Source organism: Haemophilus influenzae (assembly GCF_003494325.1).
Classification (GTDB): Bacteria; Pseudomonadota; Gammaproteobacteria; order Enterobacterales; family Pasteurellaceae; genus Haemophilus; species Haemophilus influenzae_I.
The window spans coordinates 18927-41219 of sequence record NZ_QQIK01000005.1; the positions used below are offsets into that span (position 1 = coordinate 18927).

Annotated in this window: 18 protein-coding genes, 3 tRNA genes and 3 pseudogenes; 12 read left to right on the top strand and 12 right to left on the bottom strand. The window is 38.5% G+C overall.

Annotated elements, in window-relative coordinates; all coding sequences use genetic code 11:
- Positions 1-19 precede the first annotated feature (19 nt).
- Positions 20-118: pseudogene (locus DV356_RS09950) on the bottom strand (MerR family transcriptional regulator); the annotation flags it as partial.
- A 501-nt stretch (positions 119-619) separates the two neighbouring features.
- Between DV356_RS09950 and mnmG the strand changes: the two are divergent.
- The 7 genes from mnmG to dusA all read left to right on the top strand — a co-directional run bounded on the left by mnmG (position 620) and on the right by dusA (position 8660).
- Positions 620-2509: a tRNA uridine-5-carboxymethylaminomethyl(34) synthesis enzyme MnmG gene (mnmG, locus tag DV356_RS08180; protein ID WP_118806808.1), complete on the top strand. Its 1890-nt coding sequence runs from the start codon at positions 620-622 to the stop codon at positions 2507-2509.
- A 181-nt stretch (positions 2510-2690) separates the two neighbouring features.
- Positions 2691-3065, top strand: coding sequence for a 30S ribosomal protein S12 (gene rpsL / locus DV356_RS08185; RefSeq protein ID WP_005543325.1), 375 nt, complete (start codon positions 2691-2693; stop codon positions 3063-3065).
- 157 nt (positions 3066-3222) lie between these two features.
- Positions 3223-3693 (top strand): 30S ribosomal protein S7, encoded by a 471-nt coding sequence (gene rpsG / locus DV356_RS08190; RefSeq protein ID WP_005626581.1) that lies wholly within the window; start codon positions 3223-3225, stop codon positions 3691-3693.
- 83 nt (positions 3694-3776) lie between these two features.
- A complete protein-coding gene (gene fusA, locus DV356_RS08195; RefSeq protein ID WP_118806809.1) occupies positions 3777-5879 on the top strand; it encodes an elongation factor G in 2103 nt (700 codons plus the stop codon).
- 64 nt (positions 5880-5943) lie between these two features.
- Positions 5944-7128: an elongation factor Tu gene (gene tuf / locus DV356_RS08200; RefSeq protein ID WP_005654658.1), complete on the top strand. Its 1185-nt coding sequence runs from the start codon at positions 5944-5946 to the stop codon at positions 7126-7128.
- A 153-nt stretch (positions 7129-7281) separates the two neighbouring features.
- Positions 7282-7674, top strand: coding sequence for a chloride channel protein (locus tag DV356_RS08205; RefSeq protein ID WP_269460551.1), 393 nt, complete (start codon positions 7282-7284; stop codon positions 7672-7674).
- Positions 7675-7676: 2 nt separating this feature from the next.
- On the top strand, positions 7677-8660 hold the full coding sequence (gene dusA / locus DV356_RS08210) for a tRNA dihydrouridine(20/20a) synthase DusA (RefSeq protein WP_118802703.1): 984 nt from the start codon (positions 7677-7679) through the stop codon (positions 8658-8660).
- A gap of 53 nt (positions 8661-8713) precedes the next feature.
- On the opposite strand, the pseudogene DV356_RS08215 reads toward dusA, so the two are convergent.
- From DV356_RS08215 to trpS, 6 genes and pseudogenes are all read right to left on the bottom strand, one after another.
- A pseudogene (locus tag DV356_RS08215) lies at positions 8714-8818 on the bottom strand (DUF406 family protein); the annotation flags it as partial.
- 52 nt (positions 8819-8870) lie between these two features.
- The gene (locus tag DV356_RS08220) at positions 8871-11942 is read right to left on the bottom strand and encodes a TonB-dependent hemoglobin/transferrin/lactoferrin family receptor (RefSeq protein ID WP_239994854.1); all 3072 of its coding nucleotides are present in this window, start codon (positions 11940-11942) and stop codon (positions 8871-8873) included.
- Positions 11878-12012, bottom strand: coding sequence for a PT domain-containing protein (locus tag DV356_RS09955; protein ID WP_239994853.1), 135 nt, complete (start codon positions 12010-12012; stop codon positions 11878-11880). The genes DV356_RS08220 and DV356_RS09955 overlap by 65 nt, the downstream gene beginning before the upstream one ends.
- A 352-nt stretch (positions 12013-12364) precedes the next feature.
- Positions 12365-12463, bottom strand: a pseudogene (locus tag DV356_RS09870) (DUF406 family protein); the annotation flags it as partial.
- Positions 12464-12592: 129 nt separating this feature from the next.
- Positions 12593-12883, bottom strand: coding sequence for a YfcZ/YiiS family protein (locus tag DV356_RS08230; protein ID WP_118802701.1), 291 nt, complete (start codon positions 12881-12883; stop codon positions 12593-12595).
- A gap of 22 nt (positions 12884-12905) precedes the next feature.
- Positions 12906-13910 (bottom strand): tryptophan--tRNA ligase, encoded by a 1005-nt coding sequence (trpS, locus tag DV356_RS08235; RefSeq protein WP_042594690.1) that lies wholly within the window; start codon positions 13908-13910, stop codon positions 12906-12908.
- Between the two features lie 128 nt (positions 13911-14038).
- Between trpS and hflD the strand changes: the two genes are divergently transcribed.
- The 5 genes from hflD to glmU all read left to right on the top strand — a co-directional run bounded on the left by hflD (position 14039) and on the right by glmU (position 18766).
- Entirely contained in the window at positions 14039-14656 is a 618-nt protein-coding gene (gene hflD, locus DV356_RS08240; protein WP_048942755.1) for a high frequency lysogenization protein HflD, read from the top strand.
- 22 nt (positions 14657-14678) lie between these two features.
- Positions 14679-16049 (top strand): adenylosuccinate lyase, encoded by a 1371-nt coding sequence (gene purB / locus DV356_RS08245; protein WP_118806811.1) that lies wholly within the window; start codon positions 14679-14681, stop codon positions 16047-16049.
- 271 nt (positions 16050-16320) lie between these two features.
- Complete coding sequence (gene rplJ, locus DV356_RS08250; RefSeq protein WP_005626605.1) at positions 16321-16812, top strand: 50S ribosomal protein L10; 492 nt, start codon at positions 16321-16323, stop codon at positions 16810-16812.
- A gap of 54 nt (positions 16813-16866) precedes the next feature.
- Complete coding sequence (gene rplL, locus DV356_RS08255) at positions 16867-17238, top strand: 50S ribosomal protein L7/L12 (RefSeq protein ID WP_005650892.1); 372 nt, start codon at positions 16867-16869, stop codon at positions 17236-17238.
- Positions 17239-17395: 157 nt separating this feature from the next.
- Positions 17396-18766 carry a bifunctional UDP-N-acetylglucosamine diphosphorylase/glucosamine-1-phosphate N-acetyltransferase GlmU gene (glmU, locus tag DV356_RS08260; RefSeq protein WP_118806812.1) on the top strand — a complete coding sequence of 457 codons (1371 nt, stop codon included), beginning with the start codon at positions 17396-17398 and terminating at the stop codon, positions 18764-18766.
- 34 nt (positions 18767-18800) lie between these two features.
- Here the strand turns inward: glmU and DV356_RS08265 are convergent, their stop codons facing one another.
- From DV356_RS08265 to torA, 5 genes are all read right to left on the bottom strand, one after another.
- Complete coding sequence (locus tag DV356_RS08265; protein WP_005654509.1) at positions 18801-19112, bottom strand: DUF5389 family protein; 312 nt, start codon at positions 19110-19112, stop codon at positions 18801-18803.
- A gap of 95 nt (positions 19113-19207) precedes the next feature.
- Positions 19208-19284, bottom strand: a tRNA-Arg gene (locus DV356_RS08270).
- 57 nt (positions 19285-19341) lie between these two features.
- Positions 19342-19418: transfer RNA gene (locus DV356_RS08275), tRNA-Arg, on the bottom strand.
- Between the two features lie 20 nt (positions 19419-19438).
- Positions 19439-19533 (bottom strand) — tRNA-Ser (locus DV356_RS08280).
- Between the two features lie 280 nt (positions 19534-19813).
- On the bottom strand, positions 19814-22291 hold the full coding sequence (gene torA / locus DV356_RS08285; protein WP_118806813.1) for a trimethylamine-N-oxide reductase TorA: 2478 nt from the start codon (positions 22289-22291) through the stop codon (positions 19814-19816).
- Between the last annotated feature and the right edge of the window lie 2 nt (positions 22292-22293).

A 22293-nucleotide genomic window follows, 5' to 3' on the forward strand; every position in this document is an offset into this window, starting at 1 on the left:
GTCAAATTTTTGAATATTTTTACAAATTACATTTGCTTTTCAATCCTTCTATTGCTTTACATTCCTCTTCATTATGTTCACTTTCAGTAACAATTGACTGTAAAAAATCTTTAATTTTATTTCCTTAACTATTTGATTTGAAGGAAGCATAAAACCTGTAGTAACTACAAAGTCAAATCATAAAACGTACATTTAATAAAATTAATTGTTTAAAAAAACTAAATTATAGGGATTTCAATAAAAATTCATTTTTATCTGTGGATAACTCATAAATAATCTGTCATAAAACTGTTTTTACTCACTTAGTAACGTTGAGAAAAAATAAAGTTGTTAATAACTTTCCATTTTACACACAAGATTTTTAAAGAAAATGATCGCATTTTCACAAGATTTTTGGATCCTATAACACCTGTTTCCATAAGGATCGAATAAGGTTACTCACAACCAAAAAAGATCTTAATAATAACAATAATAAGATCTTTATATATAAAAAGAGATCTTATTTACTAATACAAACCTGATCTTTCAAAGGATCAATAGATCCATTCTTTTTTTGTCAGGTGTTTTAAATTTCTGTAGAATAACGCCAATTTTTTGATCCGAATAAATAGAGATAGATATGTTTTACACTGAAACTTATGATGTGATTGTGATCGGTGGTGGCCATGCGGGTACAGAAGCCGCGCTTGCACCAGCTCGTATGGGATTTAAAACCCTTTTATTAACACATAATGTAGATACTTTAGGGCAAATGTCTTGTAACCCTGCAATTGGTGGGATCGGTAAAGGTCATTTAGTAAAAGAAGTAGATGCAATGGGCGGTTTAATGGCGCATGCTGCAGATAAAGCAGGGATCCAATTTCGTACTTTAAATAGCAGTAAAGGCCCAGCAGTGCGTGCTACTCGAGCTCAAGCTGACAGAGTTCTATATCGTCAAGCTGTTCGTACTGCATTAGAAAATCAACCTAATTTAGATATTTTCCAACAAGAAGCGACCGATATTCTGATTAAGCAAGATCGAGTTACAGGCGTTAGCACAAAAATGGGATTAACTTTTCGTGCTAAATCAGTGGTATTAACTGCAGGTACTTTCTTAGCTGGTAAAATTCATATTGGTTTGGAAAATTATGAAGGTGGTCGAGCAGGCGATCCTGCTTCTGTAAATCTTTCACATCGATTAAGAGATCTCGGATTACGTGTAGATCGCCTTAAAACAGGTACACCACCGCGTATTGATGCACGCACGATCAATTTTGATATTTTAGCTAAACAGCATGGTGATGCTGTATTACCTGTATTTTCTTTTATGGGATCGGTATCTGATCACCCGCAACAAATTCCTTGTTATATTACTCACACCAATGAACAAACTCATGAAGTAATCCGTAATAATTTGGATCGTAGTCCAATGTATACTGGTGTAATTGAAGGGATCGGTCCACGTTATTGCCCATCTATTGAAGATAAAGTGATGCGTTTTGCGGATCGTAATTCACATCAAATCTATTTGGAACCAGAAGGATTAACCAGTAATGAAGTGTATCCAAACGGGATCTCTACCAGTTTGCCGTTTGATGTGCAAATGGGCATTGTGAATTCTATGAAAGGTTTAGAAAACGCACGTATTGTGAAACCAGGTTATGCTATTGAATACGATTATTTTGATCCACGCGATTTAAAACCAACATTAGAAACTAAATCAATTTCGGGTCTATTCTTCGCAGGTCAAATTAACGGTACAACCGGTTATGAAGAAGCAGCGGCACAAGGTTTATTGGCTGGGATTAACGCAGGTCTTTATGTTCAAGAGAAGGATGCATGGTATCCACGCCGTGATCAATCTTATACTGGCGTATTGGTTGATGACCTTTGCACACTTGGTACCAAAGAACCATATCGTGTATTCACTTCTCGTGCTGAATACCGTTTGTTACTACGTGAAGACAATGCAGACATTCGTTTAACACCAATTGCCCATGAATTAGGTCTAATCGATGAGGCTCGCTGGGCACGTTTCAATCAAAAAATGGAAAATATTGAACAGGAACGCCAACGTTTACGCAGCATTTGGTTGCATCCTCGTTCGGAATATTTAGAAGAAGCGAATAAAGTGCTTGGTAGTCCACTTGTACGTGAGGCTAGCGGTGAAGATTTATTGCGTCGTCCTGAAATGACCTACGATATTTTGACTTCTTTAACGCCATATAAACCGGCAATGGAAGATAAGGAAGCTGTTGAGCAAGTAGAAATTGCTATTAAATATCAAGGCTATATCGAGCACCAACAAGAAGAAATCGAAAAACAAAAACGCCACGAAAATACGGCTATTCCAGCTAACTTTGATTACAACAAGGTATCTGGTTTATCTAATGAAGTACGTGCGAAATTGGAACAACATCGTCCGGTTTCCATTGGTCAAGCGAGCCGAATTTCAGGTATAACGCCTGCTGCTATTTCAATTATTCTGGTTAATTTGAAAAAACAAGGAATGCTAAAACGTGGGGAATAAAGTTTTTTATTAAAAAACAAAAGTGCGGTAAATTTTAATCTAATTTTAATCCTAGAGCATATTGTTTAATTATTGACAATAAAGCGTAAAACTATTAGAATTCGCCGTCTATTTCTATATAGAAGTAGATTTTTTGAACAACATTCTATTCTTGAATAACATTTAAACTGGAGCTTTTTTAATGGCAACTATCAACCAGCTAGTACGCAAACCGCGTGTGAAAAAGGTTGTAAAAAGCAACGTTCCTGCATTAGAGGCTTGCCCGCAGAAACGTGGTGTATGTACTCGTGTATATACTACAACTCCTAAAAAACCAAACTCAGCGTTACGTAAAGTATGTCGTATCCGCTTAACTAACGGTTTTGAAGTAACTTCTTATATCGGTGGTGAAGGTCACAACCTTCAAGAGCACAGTGTTGTATTAATCCGTGGTGGTCGTGTTAAAGACTTACCGGGTGTGCGTTACCACACAGTACGCGGTGCATTAGACTGCGCAGGCGTTAAAGATCGTAAACAAGGTCGTTCTAAATACGGCGTTAAACGTCCTAAAGCTTAATGGTTCTCCGTTAAGTAAGGCCAAACGTCTAAATTAGCAAAACAATTTAAACCATAAACTCCAGTCAAAAAGCGCTTTGCGCTGCAAATTTTCTCAATGAGAAATATTGCTGATGGGTTTTGGATATCCTGAAGATTAAAATACGGAGAAATTCGCAATGCCACGTCGTCGTAGTGTTGAAGCACGCAAGATTCTTCCAGATCCGAAGTTCGGTTCAGAATTACTTGCAAAATTTATTAATGTAATCATGGTAGACGGTAAAAAATCCGTTGCTGAATCAATCGTTTATGGTGCTTTAGAAACTTTAGCACAACGCACAGGTAAAGAACCTTTAGAAGCGTTTGAAGTTGCACTTGAAAACGTACGTCCAACTGTTGAGGTTAAATCTCGTCGTGTTGGTGGTTCTACTTACCAAGTACCAGTTGAAGTGCGCCCTGTACGTCGTAACGCATTAGGTATGCGTTGGATCGTTGAAGCAGCACGTAAACGTGGTGATAAATCAATGGCTTTACGCCTTGCAAACGAATTATCTGATGCTTCAGATAATAAAGGTGCAGCAGTGAAAAAACGTGAAGACGTTCACCGCATGGCTGAAGCTAACAAAGCATTTGCTCACTACCGTTGGTAATAAGTTTTTGAATTTAAAGGGCTTCATCATTGATGAAGCCTTACCCTTATATAAACTGATATTAAATAAACAAGGTTATAATAATGGCTCGTACAACCCCTATTGAAAGATATCGTAATATCGGTATCAGTGCGCACATTGATGCGGGTAAAACCACTACTACTGAGCGTATCTTATTCTATACTGGTGTTAGCCACAAAATCGGTGAAGTGCACGATGGTGCAGCAACGATGGACTGGATGGAACAAGAACAAGAGCGTGGTATCACCATTACCTCTGCGGCAACAACTGCATTCTGGTCTGGTATGTCACAACAATTCCCACAACATCGTATCAATGTTATCGATACTCCGGGACACGTGGACTTTACTGTTGAAGTAGAACGTTCTATGCGTGTTCTTGATGGCGCAGTAATGGTTTACTGTGCGGTTGGTGGTGTTCAACCACAATCTGAAACCGTATGGCGTCAAGCTAATAAATATGAAGTTCCGCGTATTGCGTTCGTAAATAAAATGGACCGTACTGGAGCGAACTTCTTACGTGTTGTTGAACAATTAAAAACCCGCTTAGGTGCTAATGCGGTTCCACTTCAACTTCCAATTGGTGCAGAAGAAAACTTCACTGGTGTAGTTGATTTGATCAAAATGAAAGCGATCAACTGGAATGAAGCAGACCAAGGTATGACTTTCACTTATGAAGAAGTGTCTGCAAATATGCAAGCAGACTGTGAAGAATGGCGTCAAAATCTTGTTGAAGCGGCAGCTGAAGCATCAGAAGAATTAATGGAAAAATACTTAGGTGGCGAAGACTTAACTGAAGAAGAAATTAAGTCAGCATTACGTCAGCGCGTATTAGCAAATGAAATTATTTTGGTAACCTGTGGTTCTGCATTCAAAAACAAAGGTGTTCAAGCAATGCTTGACGCAGTTGTTGAATACTTACCAGCACCAACTGATATCCCTGCAATTAAAGGTATCAACCCAGATGAAACTGAGGGTGAGCGTCATGCAAGTGATGAAGAACCATTCTCTTCATTAGCATTTAAAATTGCAACTGACCCATTTGTAGGTAACTTAACATTCTTCCGTGTATACTCTGGTGTTATTAATTCTGGAGATACAGTATTGAATTCTGTACGTCAAAAACGTGAACGTTTTGGTCGTATCGTACAGATGCACGCTAATAAACGTGAAGAAATTAAAGAAGTTCGTGCAGGTGATATCGCAGCAGCTATCGGATTAAAAGATGTAACTACTGGTGATACATTATGTGCAATTGATTCGCCAATTATCCTTGAGCGTATGGAATTCCCAGAGCCAGTAATTTCTGTTGCGGTAGAACCAAAAACTAAAGCTGACCAAGAAAAAATGGGCTTAGCATTAGGTCGTTTAGCACAAGAAGACCCTTCATTCCGTGTTCACACAGATGAGGAATCTGGTGAAACCATTATTTCTGGTATGGGTGAGTTGCACTTAGATATCATTGTTGATCGTATGAAACGTGAGTTCAAAGTGGAAGCTAATATTGGTAAACCACAAGTATCATACCGTGAAACTATCCGTACTCGTGTTAATGATGTGGAAGGTAAACACGCTAAACAATCTGGTGGTCGCGGTCAATATGGTCATGTTGTTATCGACTTATACCCATTAGATCCAGAAGGTCCTGGTTATGAATTTGTAAACGAAATCAAAGGTGGTGTAATCCCTGGTGAATACATTCCAGCCGTTGATAAAGGTATTCAAGAACAACTTAAATCTGGTCCATTAGCGGGTTACCCAGTAGTTGATCTTGGTGTACGTTTACATTTCGGTTCATACCATGATGTGGATTCATCTGAGTTGGCGTTTAAACTTGCTGCGTCTTTAGCATTTAAAGCGGCATTCTCAAAAGCAAACCCAGTATTACTTGAGCCAATTATGAAAGTTGAAGTTGAAACTCCACCTGAATATGTTGGTGATGTAATTGGTGATTTAAGCCGTCGTCGTGCTATGGTAAACGGTCAAGAAGCGAACGAGTTTGTTGTTAAAATCGATGCAGAAGTTCCACTTTCTGAGATGTTCGGTTATGCAACAGACTTACGTTCACAAACTCAAGGTCGTGCATCATACTCAATGGAACCGTTAAAATATGCTGAAGCTCCAACAAGTGTGGCAGCTGCAGTAATTGAAGCGCGTAAAAAATAATTTTTGTAAACCAGCGGTGTAAAATATGATTGTTTTATACCGCACTTCTTAGGAAACATTAGCAATGTCTAAAGAAAAATTTGAACGTACAAAACCGCACGTAAACGTGGGTACAATCGGCCACGTTGACCACGGTAAAACAACTTTAACAGCAGCAATCACAACCGTATTAGCAAAACATTACGGTGGTGCAGCGCGTGCATTTGACCAAATCGATAACGCGCCAGAAGAAAAAGCGCGTGGTATTACCATCAACACTTCACATGTTGAATACGATACACCAACTCGCCACTATGCACACGTAGACTGTCCAGGACACGCCGACTATGTTAAAAACATGATTACCGGTGCGGCGCAAATGGATGGTGCTATTTTAGTAGTAGCAGCAACAGATGGTCCTATGCCACAAACTCGTGAACATATCTTATTAGGTCGCCAAGTAGGTGTACCATACATCATCGTATTCTTAAACAAATGCGATATGGTAGATGACGAAGAGTTATTAGAATTAGTAGAAATGGAAGTGCGTGAACTTCTATCTCAATATGACTTCCCAGGTGACGACACGCCAATCGTACGTGGTTCAGCATTACAAGCATTAAACGGCGTAGCAGAATGGGAAGAAAAAATCCTAGAATTAGCTGGTCACTTAGATACTTACATCCCAGAACCAGAACGTGCGATTGACCAACCGTTCCTTCTTCCAATCGAAGATGTGTTCTCAATCTCAGGTCGTGGTACAGTAGTAACTGGTCGTGTAGAACGTGGTATCATCCGTACTGGTGATGAAGTAGAAATCGTCGGTATCAAAGATACAGCGAAAACTACTGTAACAGGTGTTGAAATGTTCCGTAAATTACTTGACGAAGGTCGTGCAGGTGAAAACATCGGTGCATTATTACGTGGTACCAAACGTGAAGAAATCGAACGTGGTCAAGTATTAGCGAAACCAGGTTCAATCACACCACACACTGATTTTGAATCAGAAGTATACGTATTATCAAAAGATGAAGGTGGTCGTCATACTCCATTCTTCAAAGGTTACCGTCCACAATTCTATTTCCGTACAACAGACGTAACTGGTACAATCGAATTACCAGAAGGCGTGGAAATGGTAATGCCAGGCGATAACATCAAGATGACAGTAAGCTTAATCCACCCAATTGCGATGGATCAAGGTTTACGTTTCGCAATCCGTGAAGGTGGCCGTACAGTAGGTGCGGGCGTTGTTGCAAAAATCATCAAATAATTGATGGATTCCTGAATGTCTTAAAGATAAAAGACAGAAGAAACAAAAAGAAAAGTGCGGAGAAAATTCTCCGCACTTTTTTATTTTATATATGTAAATATTTACTAAATTATCTGATTTTGGATTAGAACTAAATGCTCACTGGTCATCTAAATATCCTGTTGCAGTTTGGTTTGTGTTACCCCTAGGAATGGTATTGCCGGTGGTATCTTTACCCCATCACTGACAACAGGCGCAGGCATTGGCACAATGCTTTGGGATCTAAGTGGTGGTATGGTTGATCAACGTTTTTTGGTGATTTTATGTATGGTGGCATTTTTAGCTGGCTGCACACAATCGCCAGTTACAGCCAGTGTTATTGTAATGGAAATGACAGGTGCACAACCCGTTCTCATTTGGCTCTTGATTTCCAGCATTATTGCATCCATAATCTCGCACCAATTTAGCCCAAAACCATTTTACCACTTTGCTGCAGGCTGTTTTCTCCAGCAAATGCAAGCTCGCCAAGCCGAAGAATTACGTAGCAAAACCGAACAAGAGAAATAAAAATGCCTCAAAATCTACCGCACTTTTACCGCGGCCGTTTTTCTGTTGCACCAATGTTAGATTGGACAACACGCCATTGTCGTTATTTTCATCGCCAATTTTCAAAGCACGCATTACTTTACACTGAAATGGTCACAGCACCAGCGATTATCCACGCAAAATATGACCACTTGGATTTTGATTTACAAGAAAATCCCGTTGCGTTACAGCTGGGAGGAAGCGATCCTGAACAACTCAAATATTGCGCAAAACTTGCTGAGGAACGAGGCTATCACGAAATTAATCTTAATGTAGGATGCCCTTCTGATCGCGTACAAAATGGAATGTTTGGTGCTTGCTTAATGGCGAAAGCAGATTTGGTGGCAGACTGTGTAGAACAAATGCAAGGTGCGGTCAAAATTCCAGTCACTGTGAAAACGCGTATTGGTATTGATGAATTAGATAGCTATGAATTTTTATGTGATTTTATTGAAAAAGTTCAAGGAAAAGGTTGCCAAGAGTTTATTATCCACGCACGAAAAGCTTGGCTTTCGGGGTTAAGTCCCAAAGAAAATCGAGAAATTCCGCCATTAGATTATACTCGGGTGTATCAACTAAAACGTGATTTTCCACATCTAACTATTGCAATTAATGGTGGTATAAAAACCATTGAAGAAATGAAGCAACATTTGCAATATGTGGACGGCGTGATGGTTGGGCGAGAGGCTTATCAAAATCCAAGTTTACTTGGGCAAATTGACCAAGCCTTATTTGATCCTAACGCACCAATTGTTACCGCTCATGAAGCGGTACGGTCAATGCTTCCTTATATTGAAAAACAACTTAGCCAAGGCATACACCTTAATCATATCGTCCGTCATATATTAGGCGCATTCCAAAATTGCAAAGGTGCTCGTCAATGGCGACGCTATTTAAGCGAAAATGCGTTTAAACAAGGCGCAGGAATTGAAGTGGTTGAAACAGCCTTAAGCTTTGTAGAAAGCTAATCCTAAAAACAAAATAAGCCGCAAAAGTGCGGCTTATTTTTCAGCTGTTTTTCTTACGCAATACGCATTTGAAAAATCACCAATTCAGCTTGGCAACAGAAAGTGAAATCTGCCTTTAATAAATAGCCATCATCCACTTTTGTAATTTCAGTTGTTATAGGGGGCATAAGCCGACCCTATAAATAATATCACTTTGGGTTTTAGAGATAACTAAAACTCAAACTGAACTGACATTCTATAGTTTCTGCCTGGTGCGTTGAAGCGGTTGATACCCAATCCACTCTTTTGGTCAATTATATTACTTGTACCAAATGGTCTAATTGATCTCGCAGAATCCCAAGTAATATATTTTCTATTGGTTAAATTATATACCCCTGCTCTTAAAGTAAGATTTTTAATTGGTTTGATATATCCTAACAAATCAATGGTTGTATAAGATTCACTTCTCCATTTAATTGTGCTGTCTGTTTTGCCTTCTTCTTTATAGAACATATTATAAGTATCTTCTGCATTTTTGGCAGAGACGTGAGTAAAGTACAGGTCTAAGCCAAATTTATCAGCAGGATGAGCATAACTCACGCCATAAACAGAGGTTTTTGGTTGAATGGCATTCATTGGGATGCCGCCGTCTATTCTGCCTTTTTGATAGGTGTATTTATAGCTTAGGTTCAAACCGTTAAGGAATTGAGTAATCTTACCTAAGGAGATTTGAGAAGCAATTTCCCAGCCTGTTACTTTAGCATTTGGTCTATTTACATTTTGATATGTGTGATATGGTCTTAGTTTTGAATGTCTCTGAACGTTATAAAGACCTTTATAGGCTAAATCAATAAAATTACGATAGCGTGTGTCAAAAACAGAAGTCGTCACGTAACCTATTTCGTTATGTAAGGTTAAAGCTAGCTCTTTTGTTTTTGCCGTTTCTGCTTGAAGATCTCTATTTGGTCGAATAGAAAAATCTGGATGCAAGAAAGTAAAGTAAATTTCATCACTTGTTGGTGCACGGAATGCTTTACCATATTTTGCTTGTAAGCGTAACCAATTTAACGGATCAAGCGTTGTCCCCACAGAATAAGAACTTGCAGAGAATTTTTTAGGTTGAGCAATTGCTTTAATGTTTGCAGCAGCATTAGCTTCTTTTTTCCTTAACTCTTCAGGAGGAAGATTTACTTTTGTATCATCAAATGTCGGCTGTTTTACATAAAGATTAACGACCATATCGTCAGGAATTTTTGGTGTTTTTCCTGGGATATACTCGGGGTCATATTTCACGCGATCATAACGATAACCAAAATTAAAGGCGATATGGCTGTTCACACGGAAATCGTTAATAAAATACAACGCACCTGTTTTCGTTTTCACGGGAATCAGGAAAGAATACACATTGCTATTATTACATAATGTATTTGTTCGCTCTGGGTTTAATGTTGGTGCTCCATTTGGTGTAGATGATGGTAAAAAGATATCACAATTATGTGGATATTGTGCCCACCATTTTACATTCAGCGGAGAATCGCCAGAGATATTGGTCATTGATTTTTCCATTTCAGACCACAAGCCACCATAAGACAAATCGTGCTGTGTTTTACCTAATTCAAGATGTTTGGTTAAGTCAAGGTTAATTTGTTTAGTTTCACTCGTTAAATCACGTTGTGTCCAAAGATTCGTTTGATAACCTTTTTTATTTGGCATAAAAAGGAATGGACCAGATAGCTGAGTTTTGGCTTTTACTTCTGTTTTAGCATATTTTTTGCCATTTTTGTAAATTACCTCAAAAGGAATATTTTCAGTAGTTCCATCTTTTTTAAATCCTTGAATCATTTTTTTATCACAATTTAATCCATCACAACTAAAAAGATAACTGACGTTAGTCGGCAATCTTTGTTCATCAGAGATAACGTTTTTATCTGCTTCAGATAATAGATTGTATTTTTTGCCATTGATTTCAAAGGTGTTTTCTTTTTGACGAGTTTTTACTTCGTAAGTGCAAAAGGAATCAGATTCATTGTTTAAACAATATTTTTGTATTTTGGCTTCAGGATGTTTTGCTTGAACAGCATTCCAATCTACTTTCTTCCATAACCATCTTTCGTGAGTGTGAGTTAATTCTGCTCTTTCTTTTTTTGTATTCTCTTTATCAAGATCTTTATATTTAGCAGGATTACCATCTTTTCCAACAAGTTGATTATCCTTATTATATTTCATTCCAAGCGGATTTCCCGCCAAGGCACATTTGTCATTCCCATCGCAATAATCATCGGTTCTTGCTGTAGTCGTGATTTTTTGATGAGAATAACTGATTTTTAAGGTATCCCAGAAAGGTGTTTCGGTAAAGTTTTCATAAGTAAACGCAAGATTTTTACGATCCACTTTATCATTGGTATGGCGTAATTCTACCTCGTCATAGGTCATATACTCCGTGTTTGGTTTTAGAGTATAAGAAAAGTCATGACCTTTAGACGTTTGTTTATATAAATCTACCACTACAGACAAGCGGTGATTTTCAGTGGGTTGAAAAGCAAATTTTAACAGTTTACTTTCTTGTGTTCTTCGATAAGGATCGGCTTTTTCTCTTTCTCTACCTTGTATTCTATCGTTATAATTTTTATAACCATAGTTTTCTAATTCATGACCTTTACGTGATGTAATTACCGCAATAGCATCAAAATATTTATAACGCCCAGCGAGGGTAAGTGTTTGAAGATTTTGGTTATCTGCGGTGTTATAGCCTCTTTTATAGGAAGCATAGTAATTTTTGTTAAGTAAATAATCTCTTGCATCTTTTGTATCAAAACTCACTGAACCACCTAATGCACCACTCCCTGATTTTAGCGAGTCTGCACCTTTACGAATGGTTACTTGTTTGAGGGTTTCAATCTCTGCAGTGTTTCTCGTGTTATTGAAGTTTCCATAGCCTTCAAATAATTCTTTAAATCCTTGTGAAGAAATTGTTTCTGCTTGATGCAATCCATCTATTTGAACGGCTACACGGTTTTCATCTACTCCTCGAACGGCAAAGCCACTATTTCCAAAACGTCCCGCCTCTACGACAGTAATCCCTGTTTCATAACGTACGAGATCTTTAACATCTTGTGCCTGTTCTTTTTCTAATTTTTTTGCTGATTTTACTGTTTCAGCAATTTTTGGTGGTGTTTTTGTATCACTATTTTCGGTAGAACCAGATACATTAATTTGTTCTAGTTGTTCAGAAACATTACTATTTTGGTTGGTTGGTTGGTTGGTTGGTTGGTTGGTTGGTTGGTTGGTTGGTTGGTTGGGCAGCATAGGCTGTGCTTGCATTTAATGCAAATGCAATAGAGCAAGCAAGCAGGCTGAATTTAAAGTTGGCCATAGGTTTCCTTATTTTTAATGATAATAATTGTCATATATTAAATAATTCAATTTATCTAATCAATATCAAAATGAAAAAGTATAATAAGTACAAAATCCTAATTGCTTTGTATCAGCATAAAAGAAAATCATTTTGACCGCACTTTTGTTTGTAAGCCGTATTTTAAAATCATCAAAATGCAATTTTTAATCACTCTTTTATCGACTACGTAGATTTCTTTAGTAATTGTAGGGTGGGCTTTAGCCCACCAACAAACAATCGTGAGATATTTTGGTGGGCTGAAGCCCACCCTACGTTTGGGATAGGTTCAAAACAAGCCGTAAAAGTGCGGCTTATTTTTCAGCTGTTTTTCTTACGCAATACGCATTTGAAAAATCACCAATTCAGCTTGACAACAAAAAGTGAAATTTGCCTTTAATAAATAACCATCATCCACTTTTGTAATTTCAGTAATTGTAGGGTGGGCTTTAGCCCACCAACAAACAATCGTAAGATATTTTGGTGGGCTGAAGCCCACCCTACGTTTGGGATAGGTTCAAAATAAGCCGCAAAAGTGCGGCTTATTTTTCAGCTGTTTTTCTTACGCAATACGCATTTGAAAAATCACCAATTCAGCTTGGCAACAAAAAGTGAAATTTGCCTTTAATAAATAACCATCATCCACTTTTGTAATTTCAGATTGAATTTTACAAGGTTCACTTTCTACATCACGCGCTTTCTGGGTAAAAAATGCGAGCGCTTCTTGCGCTTGTTCTTCACCGTCATAAATATATTCAATAACCTGACTACAATCACGATTATCGAAAAGTGATTTCATATCAAATGTGTTACAACCTACACATTCAATCGGTTTTTCAGTTTGAATTGCCATAATATTATCCCTTTTATTCAGATTATTTTGCAGCAACAAAACCTACTGCTTCATACACTTTCGCCAAGGTTTCTTGGGCTTTTGCACGCGCTTTTTCCGCACCTTGTCGTAAGATATTATCTAATAAAGCTTCATCATTACGATATTGATGGAAACGTTCTTGTAAACCAGCAAGTAAAGTTGAGACTTCATCCGCTACTGCAGTTTTTAAATGTCCGTACATTTTACCTTCAAATTCTTTTTCAAGATCCGCAATTGGCTTATCCGTAACCGCAGAAAGAATATCTAAAAGATTGGATACCCCCGCTTTATTTTGCACATCATAACGAACAACAGGCGGTTCATCTGAATCTGTTACGGCACGTTTAATTTTCTTCGCCACAGATTTTGGATCTTCTAAAAGTGTCACCACGTTGTTGCGGTTATCATCTGATTTTGACATTTTCTTTTCAGGATCTTGCAATGACATAATACGCGCACCTGCTTTTCCAATGAAAATTTCAGGAATAGTGAAAATATTGCCATAGAGCGCATTAAAGCGATTTGCAATATCACGCGTAATTTCTAAGTGTTGTTTTTGGTCATCGCCAACAGGCACGCTTTTTGCTTGATAAAGTAAAATATCCGCCGCCATTAACACAGGATAATCAAACAAACCCACGTTAATATTTTCTTCATAACGCGCTGATTTATCTTTGAATTGCGTCATTCGGCTCATTTCACCGAAATAGGTGTAGCAGTTTAACACCCAGCTTAATTGCGTGTGTTCAGGAACGTGAGATTGAACAAAAATAGTACTTTTATTTGGATCAATTCCGCACGCCAAATAAAGTGCAAGCACATCAAGCGTTGCTTTGCGAAGGGCAACAGGATCTTGACGCACAGTGATCGCATGTAAATCAACTACGCAGAAAATACATTCATAATCCTCTTGCATTTTCACCCAGTTGCGCAACGCGCCCAAATAATTTCCGATAGTTAATTCACCAGAAGGCTGCACGCCACTAAAAACAATTGGTTTTGCCATAATCAATCCTTAATACCTTAAAACTGTTCGCTCATCATATCAGAAACTCTAGGCTTTTTTAATGTTCGAGTTCAAAAGCTAGGTTAAAAATGCTATATTTAACGGAAACGTTTTCCTAATATTTTCTAATGAAAAACTACCACGATATTGTTCTTGCCCTTGCTGGAGTGTGCCAATCAGCAAAATTGGTTCATCAACTTGCAACAGAAAGTCGAGCAGATTCAGATACATTTTTAACCGCACTTAATAGCCTTTTCATTACCCAACCACAACAAATCGAAGATGTTTTTGGTGGAGAAGTTCGTCATTTAAAATTAGGTCTAGAAACCTTAATTGATCAGCTCAACGCGCAAGGCGATCAAAATTTAACTCGCTATTGGCTAAGCCTTTTGGCATTAGAAGGGAAATTATCGAAAAATCCCGATGCCAAACAAACATTAGGCAATCGAATTTCTCGCCTAAAAGAACAGGAAATTCATTACGCTCGCGATAGTGAAACAATGCTATCTATTATGGCAAATATTTACAGCGACGTTATTAGCCCATTGGGCAAAAAAATTCACATACTAGGCTCACCTGATTATTTGCGACAAGAACTCGTGCAAAATAAAATTCGTGCAGTGCTACTTGCAGGCATTCGCTCTGCTGTGCTATGGAAACAAATGGGCGGAACAAAATGGCAAATTTTATTTTTCCGCAGAAAATTACTTGCCACCGCAAAACAGATTTATTCTTCTATTTATTAATACAATTCTGGAGCAAACATTTATGCAACTCTCTACACTGACCGCACTTTCTCCTCTTGATGGTCGTTATCAAGATAAAGTAACGCCATTACGTGCTATTTTTAGCGAATTCGGGTTAATGAAATTCCGTGTAGCTGTGGAAGTTCGTTGGTTACAAAAATTAGCTTCAACGGCAGACATTACTGAAGTACCGACATTTTCTATGCAAGCAAATGCTTTTTTAGATGGAATTGTGGCTAATTTTAATGAGACCGATGCTGCGCGTATTAAAGAAATTGAACGCACAACCAATCACGATGTGAAAGCCGTTGAGTATTTTCTGAAAGAGAAAATTCAAAATGAAGTGGAACTAATGAACGTTTCCGAATTTATTCATTTCGCTTGCACCTCAGAAGATATTAACAACCTCTCTCACGCATTAATGTTAAGTACCGCTCGTGACGAAGTGATTTTACCAGAATGGCAAAAACTGATTGATGAAATCACTCGTCTTGCAGAAGAATATAAAACGATCCCATTACTTTCTCGCACACATGGTCAGCCAGCTTCACCAAGCACAGTGGGCAAAGAAATGGCGAATGTCGTTTACCGCCTAAAACGTCAATTTAAACAACTTCAGAACGCGGAAATCTTAGGTAAAATCAATGGCGCAGTAGGTAACTATAATGCGCATTTATCGGCATATCCTAATATTGATTGGCATAAATTCAGCGAAGAATTTGTCACTTCATTAGGTATTCAATGGAATCCTTATACCACGCAAATTGAGCCGCACGATTACATTGCTGAATTTTTTGATGCAGTAGTACGCTTTAATACCATTATCATTGATTTTGATCGTGATTTATGGGGATACATTGCATTAAATCACTTTAAACAACGAACTATTGCAGGCGAAATTGGTTCTTCAACCATGCCACATAAAGTCAATCCAATTGATTTTGAAAACTCAGAGGGCAATCTAGGGTTAGCCAATGCAGTAATGACCCATTTAGGTCAAAAATTACCAATTTCTCGCTGGCAGCGTGACTTAACAGATTCAACCGTATTACGTAATTTAGGCGTAGGATTAGGTTATTGTTTGATTGCTTATGCTTCAACGCGCAAAGGCATTAGTAAACTTGAAGTAAATCAACCGCACTTATTAGAAGAACTCAATCAAAACTGGGAAGTTTTGGCTGAACCAATTCAAACCGTAATGCGCCGCTATGGAATAGAAAAACCTTACGAAAAATTAAAAGAATTAACGCGAGGTAAACGAGTGACAGAACAGGCTATGCGTGAATTTATTGATAAGTTGGATATTCCACAAGAAGAAAAATTACGTTTACAAAAATTAACACCCGCTACTTATATTGGGGCTGCAGAGGAATTAGTAGAAAAACTATCATAGGAATTTGGCTCTTTTTTCAACAATATTCTTTACAAGAACATAGCTTTTCTCTATAATCCAGCGCCTGTGTTAGTCAATCTAACAAATTTCTGGTTGGTGCTTGACCTATTCAAGCCCCATCCAAGACCGTAGGGGAGTAATCTTAATTATCCTACGTAGATGGTGAACAGAATAAGAATTTTTCTTGCTTCTGGGCGCCGAAGTCATCCTAGTCTTAGGATTAGGTAAATTAATTCCGAGTAATCGGAGTGTATTCAGGAGCTAAAAGCCAATGGCATTAAATCTTCAAGACAAGCAAGCAATTGTTGCTGAAGTAAATGAAGCAGCCAAAGGTGCACTTTCAGCAGTAATCGCGGATTCTCGCGGTGTAACTGTTGAGAAAATGACTGAATTACGTAAATCAGCACGTGAAGCTGGCGTTACAATGCGTGTAGTTCGTAATACTTTATTACGTCGCGCAGTTGAAGGCACAGATTACGAATGCTTAAAAGATACGTTTGTAGGTCCAACACTTATCGCGTTCTCTAACGAACACCCGGGCGCAGCTGCTCGTTTGTTCAAAGAGTTTGCTAAAGCAAACGATAAGTTTGAAATTAAAGGTGCAGCCTTTGAAGGTAAAATCCAAGATGTTGAATTCTTGGCAACATTACCAACTTACGAAGAAGCGATTGCACGTTTAATGGGCACAATGAAAGAAGCTGCAGCAGGCAAACTTGCTCGCACCTTCGCGGCATTACGCGACAAATTACAAGAAGCAGCTTAATCATTAAGCGTTTCTTACTTCATCTAACTTTATTTATTTTAGGAATTGATTGTTATGTCATTAACTAACGAACAAATCATTGAAGCGATTGCTTCAAAAACTGTAACTGAAATCGTTGAATTAATCGCAGCGATGGAAGAAAAATTCGGTGTTTCAGCAGCGGCAGCAGTAGCAGCAGCTCCAGCAGCAGGCGGTGCAGCGGCAGCAGAAGAAAAAACTGAATTCGACGTTGTACTTAAATCTGCAGGTGCGAACAAAGTAGCAGTAATTAAAGCAGTACGTGGTGCAACTGGTTTAGGCTTAAAAGAAGCTAAAGATTTAGTTGAATCTGCTCCAGCTAACTTAAAAGAAGGCGTTTCTAAAGAAGAAGCTGAAGCACTTAAGAAAGAATTAGAAGAAGCGGGTGCAGAAGTAGAAGTTAAATAATTTCTATTTTAACCACTTTAAAATTCAAAAAACCGATGGGAAACCGTCGGTTTTTTTCTTATCTAAAAGTCTGTTATAGCTTTTACTTAAAAACTTACCATTCGCTATCTTTCTACGATAGAATATTACCCATTATTGATGAATAAAGAGAAAATCTATGACAAAAAAAGCATTAAGTGCGGTAATTTTAGCAGCTGGAAAAGGAACTCGCATGTATTCCGATTTACCTAAAGTGCTACATACAATCGCTGGTAAACCAATGGTAAAACACGTGATTGATACTGCCCATCAATTAGGCTCAGAAAATATTCATTTAATCTATGGTCACGGTGGGGACTTAATGCGTACCCATCTTGCAAATGAACAAGTAAACTGGGTATTACAAACAGAACAACTTGGCACAGCACATGCAGTTCAACAAGCGGCACCTTTCTTTAAGGATAACGAAAATATTGTTGTACTTTACGGCGATGCACCATTAATAACTAAAGAAACATTAGAAAAATTAATTAAAGCGAAACCAGAAAATGGCATTGCATTGCTTACCGTAAATTTAGACAACCCAACAGGCTATGGACGAATTATCCGTGAAAATGGGAATGTTGTGGCAATTATAGAACAAAAAGATGCAAATGCAGATCAACTAAATATTAAAGAAGTAAATACTGGCGTTATGGTATCTGATGGTGCAAGTTTCAAAAAATGGCTCGCTCGTGTAGGCAATAATAATGCTCAAGGCGAATATTACTTAACGGATCTTATTGCTCTCGCAAACCAGGATAATTGCCAAGTTATTGCTGTACAAGCAACAGATGTCATGGAAGTTGAAGGCGCAAATAATCGCTTACAATTAGCCGCACTTGAACGTTATTTCCAAAATAAACAAGCCTCCAAATTATTACTTGAAGGCGTAATGATCTACGATCCCGCTCGCTTTGACCTACGTGGAACATTAGAACATGGAAAAGATGTGGAAATCGACGTTAATGTTATTATCGAAGGTAGTGTTAAACTCGGTGATAGCGTAAAAATTGGCGCAGGTTGCGTATTGAAAAATGTTGTTATTGGTAATGGTGTAGAAATAAAACCTTATTCTGTGCTAGAGGATTCCGTAGTGGGAGAAAAAGCCGCAATTGGTCCATTTTCTCGTTTACGCCCAGGTGCAGAACTCGCAGCTGAAACGCATGTCGGTAACTTTGTAGAAATTAAAAAATCTATCGTTGGTAAAGGTTCTAAAGTTAATCATCTAACTTATGTTGGCGATTCTGAAATCGGCTCAAATTGTAATATTGGAGCGGGTGTTATAACCTGCAACTACGATGGTGCAAATAAATTTAAAACGATCATCGGTGATGATGTATTTGTGGGATCTGATACACAATTAGTCGCGCCAGTGAAAGTCGCAAGTGGTGCAACTATTGGTGCAGGCACAACAATTACACGTGATGTAGGCGAAAATGAATTAGTGATTACAAGAGTTGCTCAACGACATATTCAAGGTTGGCAGCGACCAATAAAGAAAAAATAAAATAAAAAATCCTACGTTTTATCGTAGGATTTTTTTATAAACCAATTTTACAAATCGTAATTAAAACCACATAAAAAATGACCGCACTTAATATTAATAATTTATTTGCTAGTTTAGGTTTATGTTGATGAATAAGGTATAGTATTCGAGCTGTAATGGCTAGAATAAAGGGATAAACCCAAAAAAGTATTGAAAATAAATTGATTTGCCAGTTTGTTAGATGAGGATTTTTACTGAATGCCGTAGAAATTAATAATGCCATTGGACACAATAATATAGGCGAACAAAAAGCAGCAAGCCCCCAAGCAAACGGGCTAAATTTAGTTGGTAAAGATTGTTTTTTCATATTTTAAATGATTAAAAATAAATAGATGCAAGAAATAAATATAACAAATGTATTGAATAGTAAAGAATATTTTAATGAAAGTAATAATGTAGAAATGGCGCACCCGAAAGGATTCGAACCTTTGACCGCTCGGTTCGTAGCCGAGTACTCTATCCAGCTGAGCTACGGGTGCGTAGATGATGCTTTAATTATTCATAACCACTTTAATAAGATAGAGCCGTTTTAAAAATGGCGCACCCGAGAGGATTCGAACCTCTGACCGCTCGGTTCGTAGCCGAGTACTCTATCCAGCTGAGCTACGGGTGCAGAATAAATAAAACAAACAATGGCGGTGAGAGAGGGATTCGAACCCTCGATGGAGCTTTTTAACCCCATACTCCCTTAGCAGGGGAGCGCCTTCAGCCTGCTCGGCCATCTCACCACAATCAGTGTGAGCGGTATAATACGTTTTTTAGAAAATATGTCAAACCATTTTTTGAAAAACACACCTGTTTGAATATTTTATCTACACATTAAATATATTATTGAATAAAAATCTACTTATCATTCAAAAGTACTAAAATCTTAGATATTGTTTCCCGTCTTAATTCATCTTGCTCAAATAACACCTCATGTTTAGAATTTAGTGCTGTTAATGCCTCTTCGTTCTATTATTAAAAAAGAACCGCACTTTTTGAAGTGCGGTTATATTTTTAATAGTTTTACGCCACCTGTTTAGGTTGTTTAAATACCGTAACTTCTGGTGCTACACCTGTAAATTTCTCAATCTGAACGATACAAGTATTTGGAGAATTACCCTGTGCCAATTTAGATGTACCTTCATCTCTAGTTAAGACATTTGCACAACCATTTTTACACAATGGTTTTTCACTTTCACCTAAGTCCATTGGGTCATACCATGCACCCTCATGTAGAGCAATGGTACCTTTGATGATGTTTTCTGTGACAACCGCACCTGCAAGCACTTGACCGCGTTTGCTATGAATGCGAACAATATCACCGTCTTTAATACCGCGAGCAGCGGCATCTTCAGGGTGAATCATCACTGGCTCACGATCATTTACCGCATATTTTTGACGTAATGAAGTATGTGCCAATTGGCTATGTAAACGATAGTAAGGATGTGGCGTCACTAAAGCTAACGGATATTCTTCTGTCACATTACCCGCAAATTCTTCTGGCTCCATCCAGCTTGGGTGACCTTTACAGTCGTTATAATGCATTTTCTCAATAACATCAGAGAAAATCTCAATTTTGCCTGATGGCGTGCCGAGCGGATTGAGCAATGGATCTTCACGGAATTCACCATAACGCACCCATTTCTTCGCGGCTTCGCCCGCTTCAAAACTTAATGGTTTATTTTCTGCCCAGAATTTATCAAAACGTGGCATTGCTACACGGTTTGCACGTGCGGCAGTAAAGGCTGCATTGTAGAATTCTTCCAGCCATTCCATTTCCGTTTTACCTTCAGTGTATTGTTCTTCCACACCTGCTCGTTTTGCGAGTTCAACGAAAATATCGTAGTCATTTTTCGCTTCAAATTGTGGTGGAACCACTTGTTTCATCGGGTAAACGCTCATCATGGAGTAGTCGCCTGCCATGGTTAAGTCATTACGTTCATAACTGGTAGTTGCCGGCAATACAATATCTGCCATGCGTGCAGTTGGCGTCCAGTTCACCTCATTGACAATCACCACATCAGGTTGTTGGAAGGCCTTCACTAAGGTATTGGTATCTTGATGGTGAACAAACGGGTTACCACCTGCCCAATATACCGCTTTGATGTCAGGATAAGTAATTTCAGTACCGTTATACTGAATTTTTTTGCCTGGATGGAGCAACACATCAGCAATACGAGCTAATGGGAAGGCAGATTTAGAGGTATCATCCAACCATGTTTTTGCACCCGCTTTGCCTGATGGACTTGCGGTAATGGAGCCGATAATACCCCCTGTCGCTGTTGGCACCCCACCATTTGAATAGTGATAGCTTAAACCGAAACCACCACCTGGCAAGCCAATTTGTCCCAACATAGACGCTAGCGTTACTAACATCCAGTGGGTTTGTTCACCATGGCGTTGGCGTTGCATACCCCAGCCCCCCATTAACATGGTACGTTTGCTAGAGAAATCTGCTGCAAGCTGTTTAATCGTTTCTGCTGGTACACCACAAATTTTTGCCGCCCATTCTGCTGTTTTTGGTTGGCCATCGGTTTTACCTAATAAATATTCCTCGAATTTAGCATAACCCGATGTGTATTTTTTCAAGAAATCTTTATCGTGCTTACCTTGTTCAACTAAAGTATGCGCAATACCAAGCATTAATGGCACATCCGTTGCTGTATTCACCGGAATCCATTCTGCATTCAGCATTTGGCAAGTTTCGCTTTTTTGCGGGTCGATACAAATAATGCGTTTTCCACTCGCTTGGAATTTTTTGAAATATTCAATCCCTTTTTGGTCAGTAGACATCCAAGCAATACGCATGGTTGTGAGTGGATTTGCAGACCAAAGCACAATAATATCACTACTTTCTAATATGGATTCCCAGCTGGTTTGTTGTTCATAGACTTCAATAGTACCAAGCACATGCGGCATGATTACTTGCGCAGCACCCGTAGAATAATCTCCTTTATGCCCCACAAAACCACCGGTAGCGTTCATATAACGATGTAATAACGTACGAGAAGCATGTAATGAACCACAGCTAAACCAACCATAAGAACCGGCAAAAATGCCTGTTGGTCCATGTTCGTCACGAATGCGTTTAAGCTGATTGTGTACTAAATCTAACGCTTCATCCCAAGAAACACGCACCCATTCATCACGACCACGCATTGTAGTATCGCTTTTTCCTGGGTTAGCTAAAAAGCCTTTACGCACCATTGGATATTTCACGCGGGCTTCGTTATACAATTGATCGGCAACAACTGTTTGCAATTCGTTCGGCACTGCAGGCTCAATAGCAGGACCAGATTTTACGACCTTACCATCTTGTACAACAACCCCAAGAGATCCCCAATGAGCGGCAGTCACTACCGTTTTCATTTCAGCTTCTTTTGCGACCGCACTTTTTGATACAATGCCCACCATACCACCGGAAAGGGCACTACCAGCCACGCCTAAAGATGTTTTTTTCAGAAAATCACGACGTTGTTCGTTTACGTTATTCTTTTTCATTT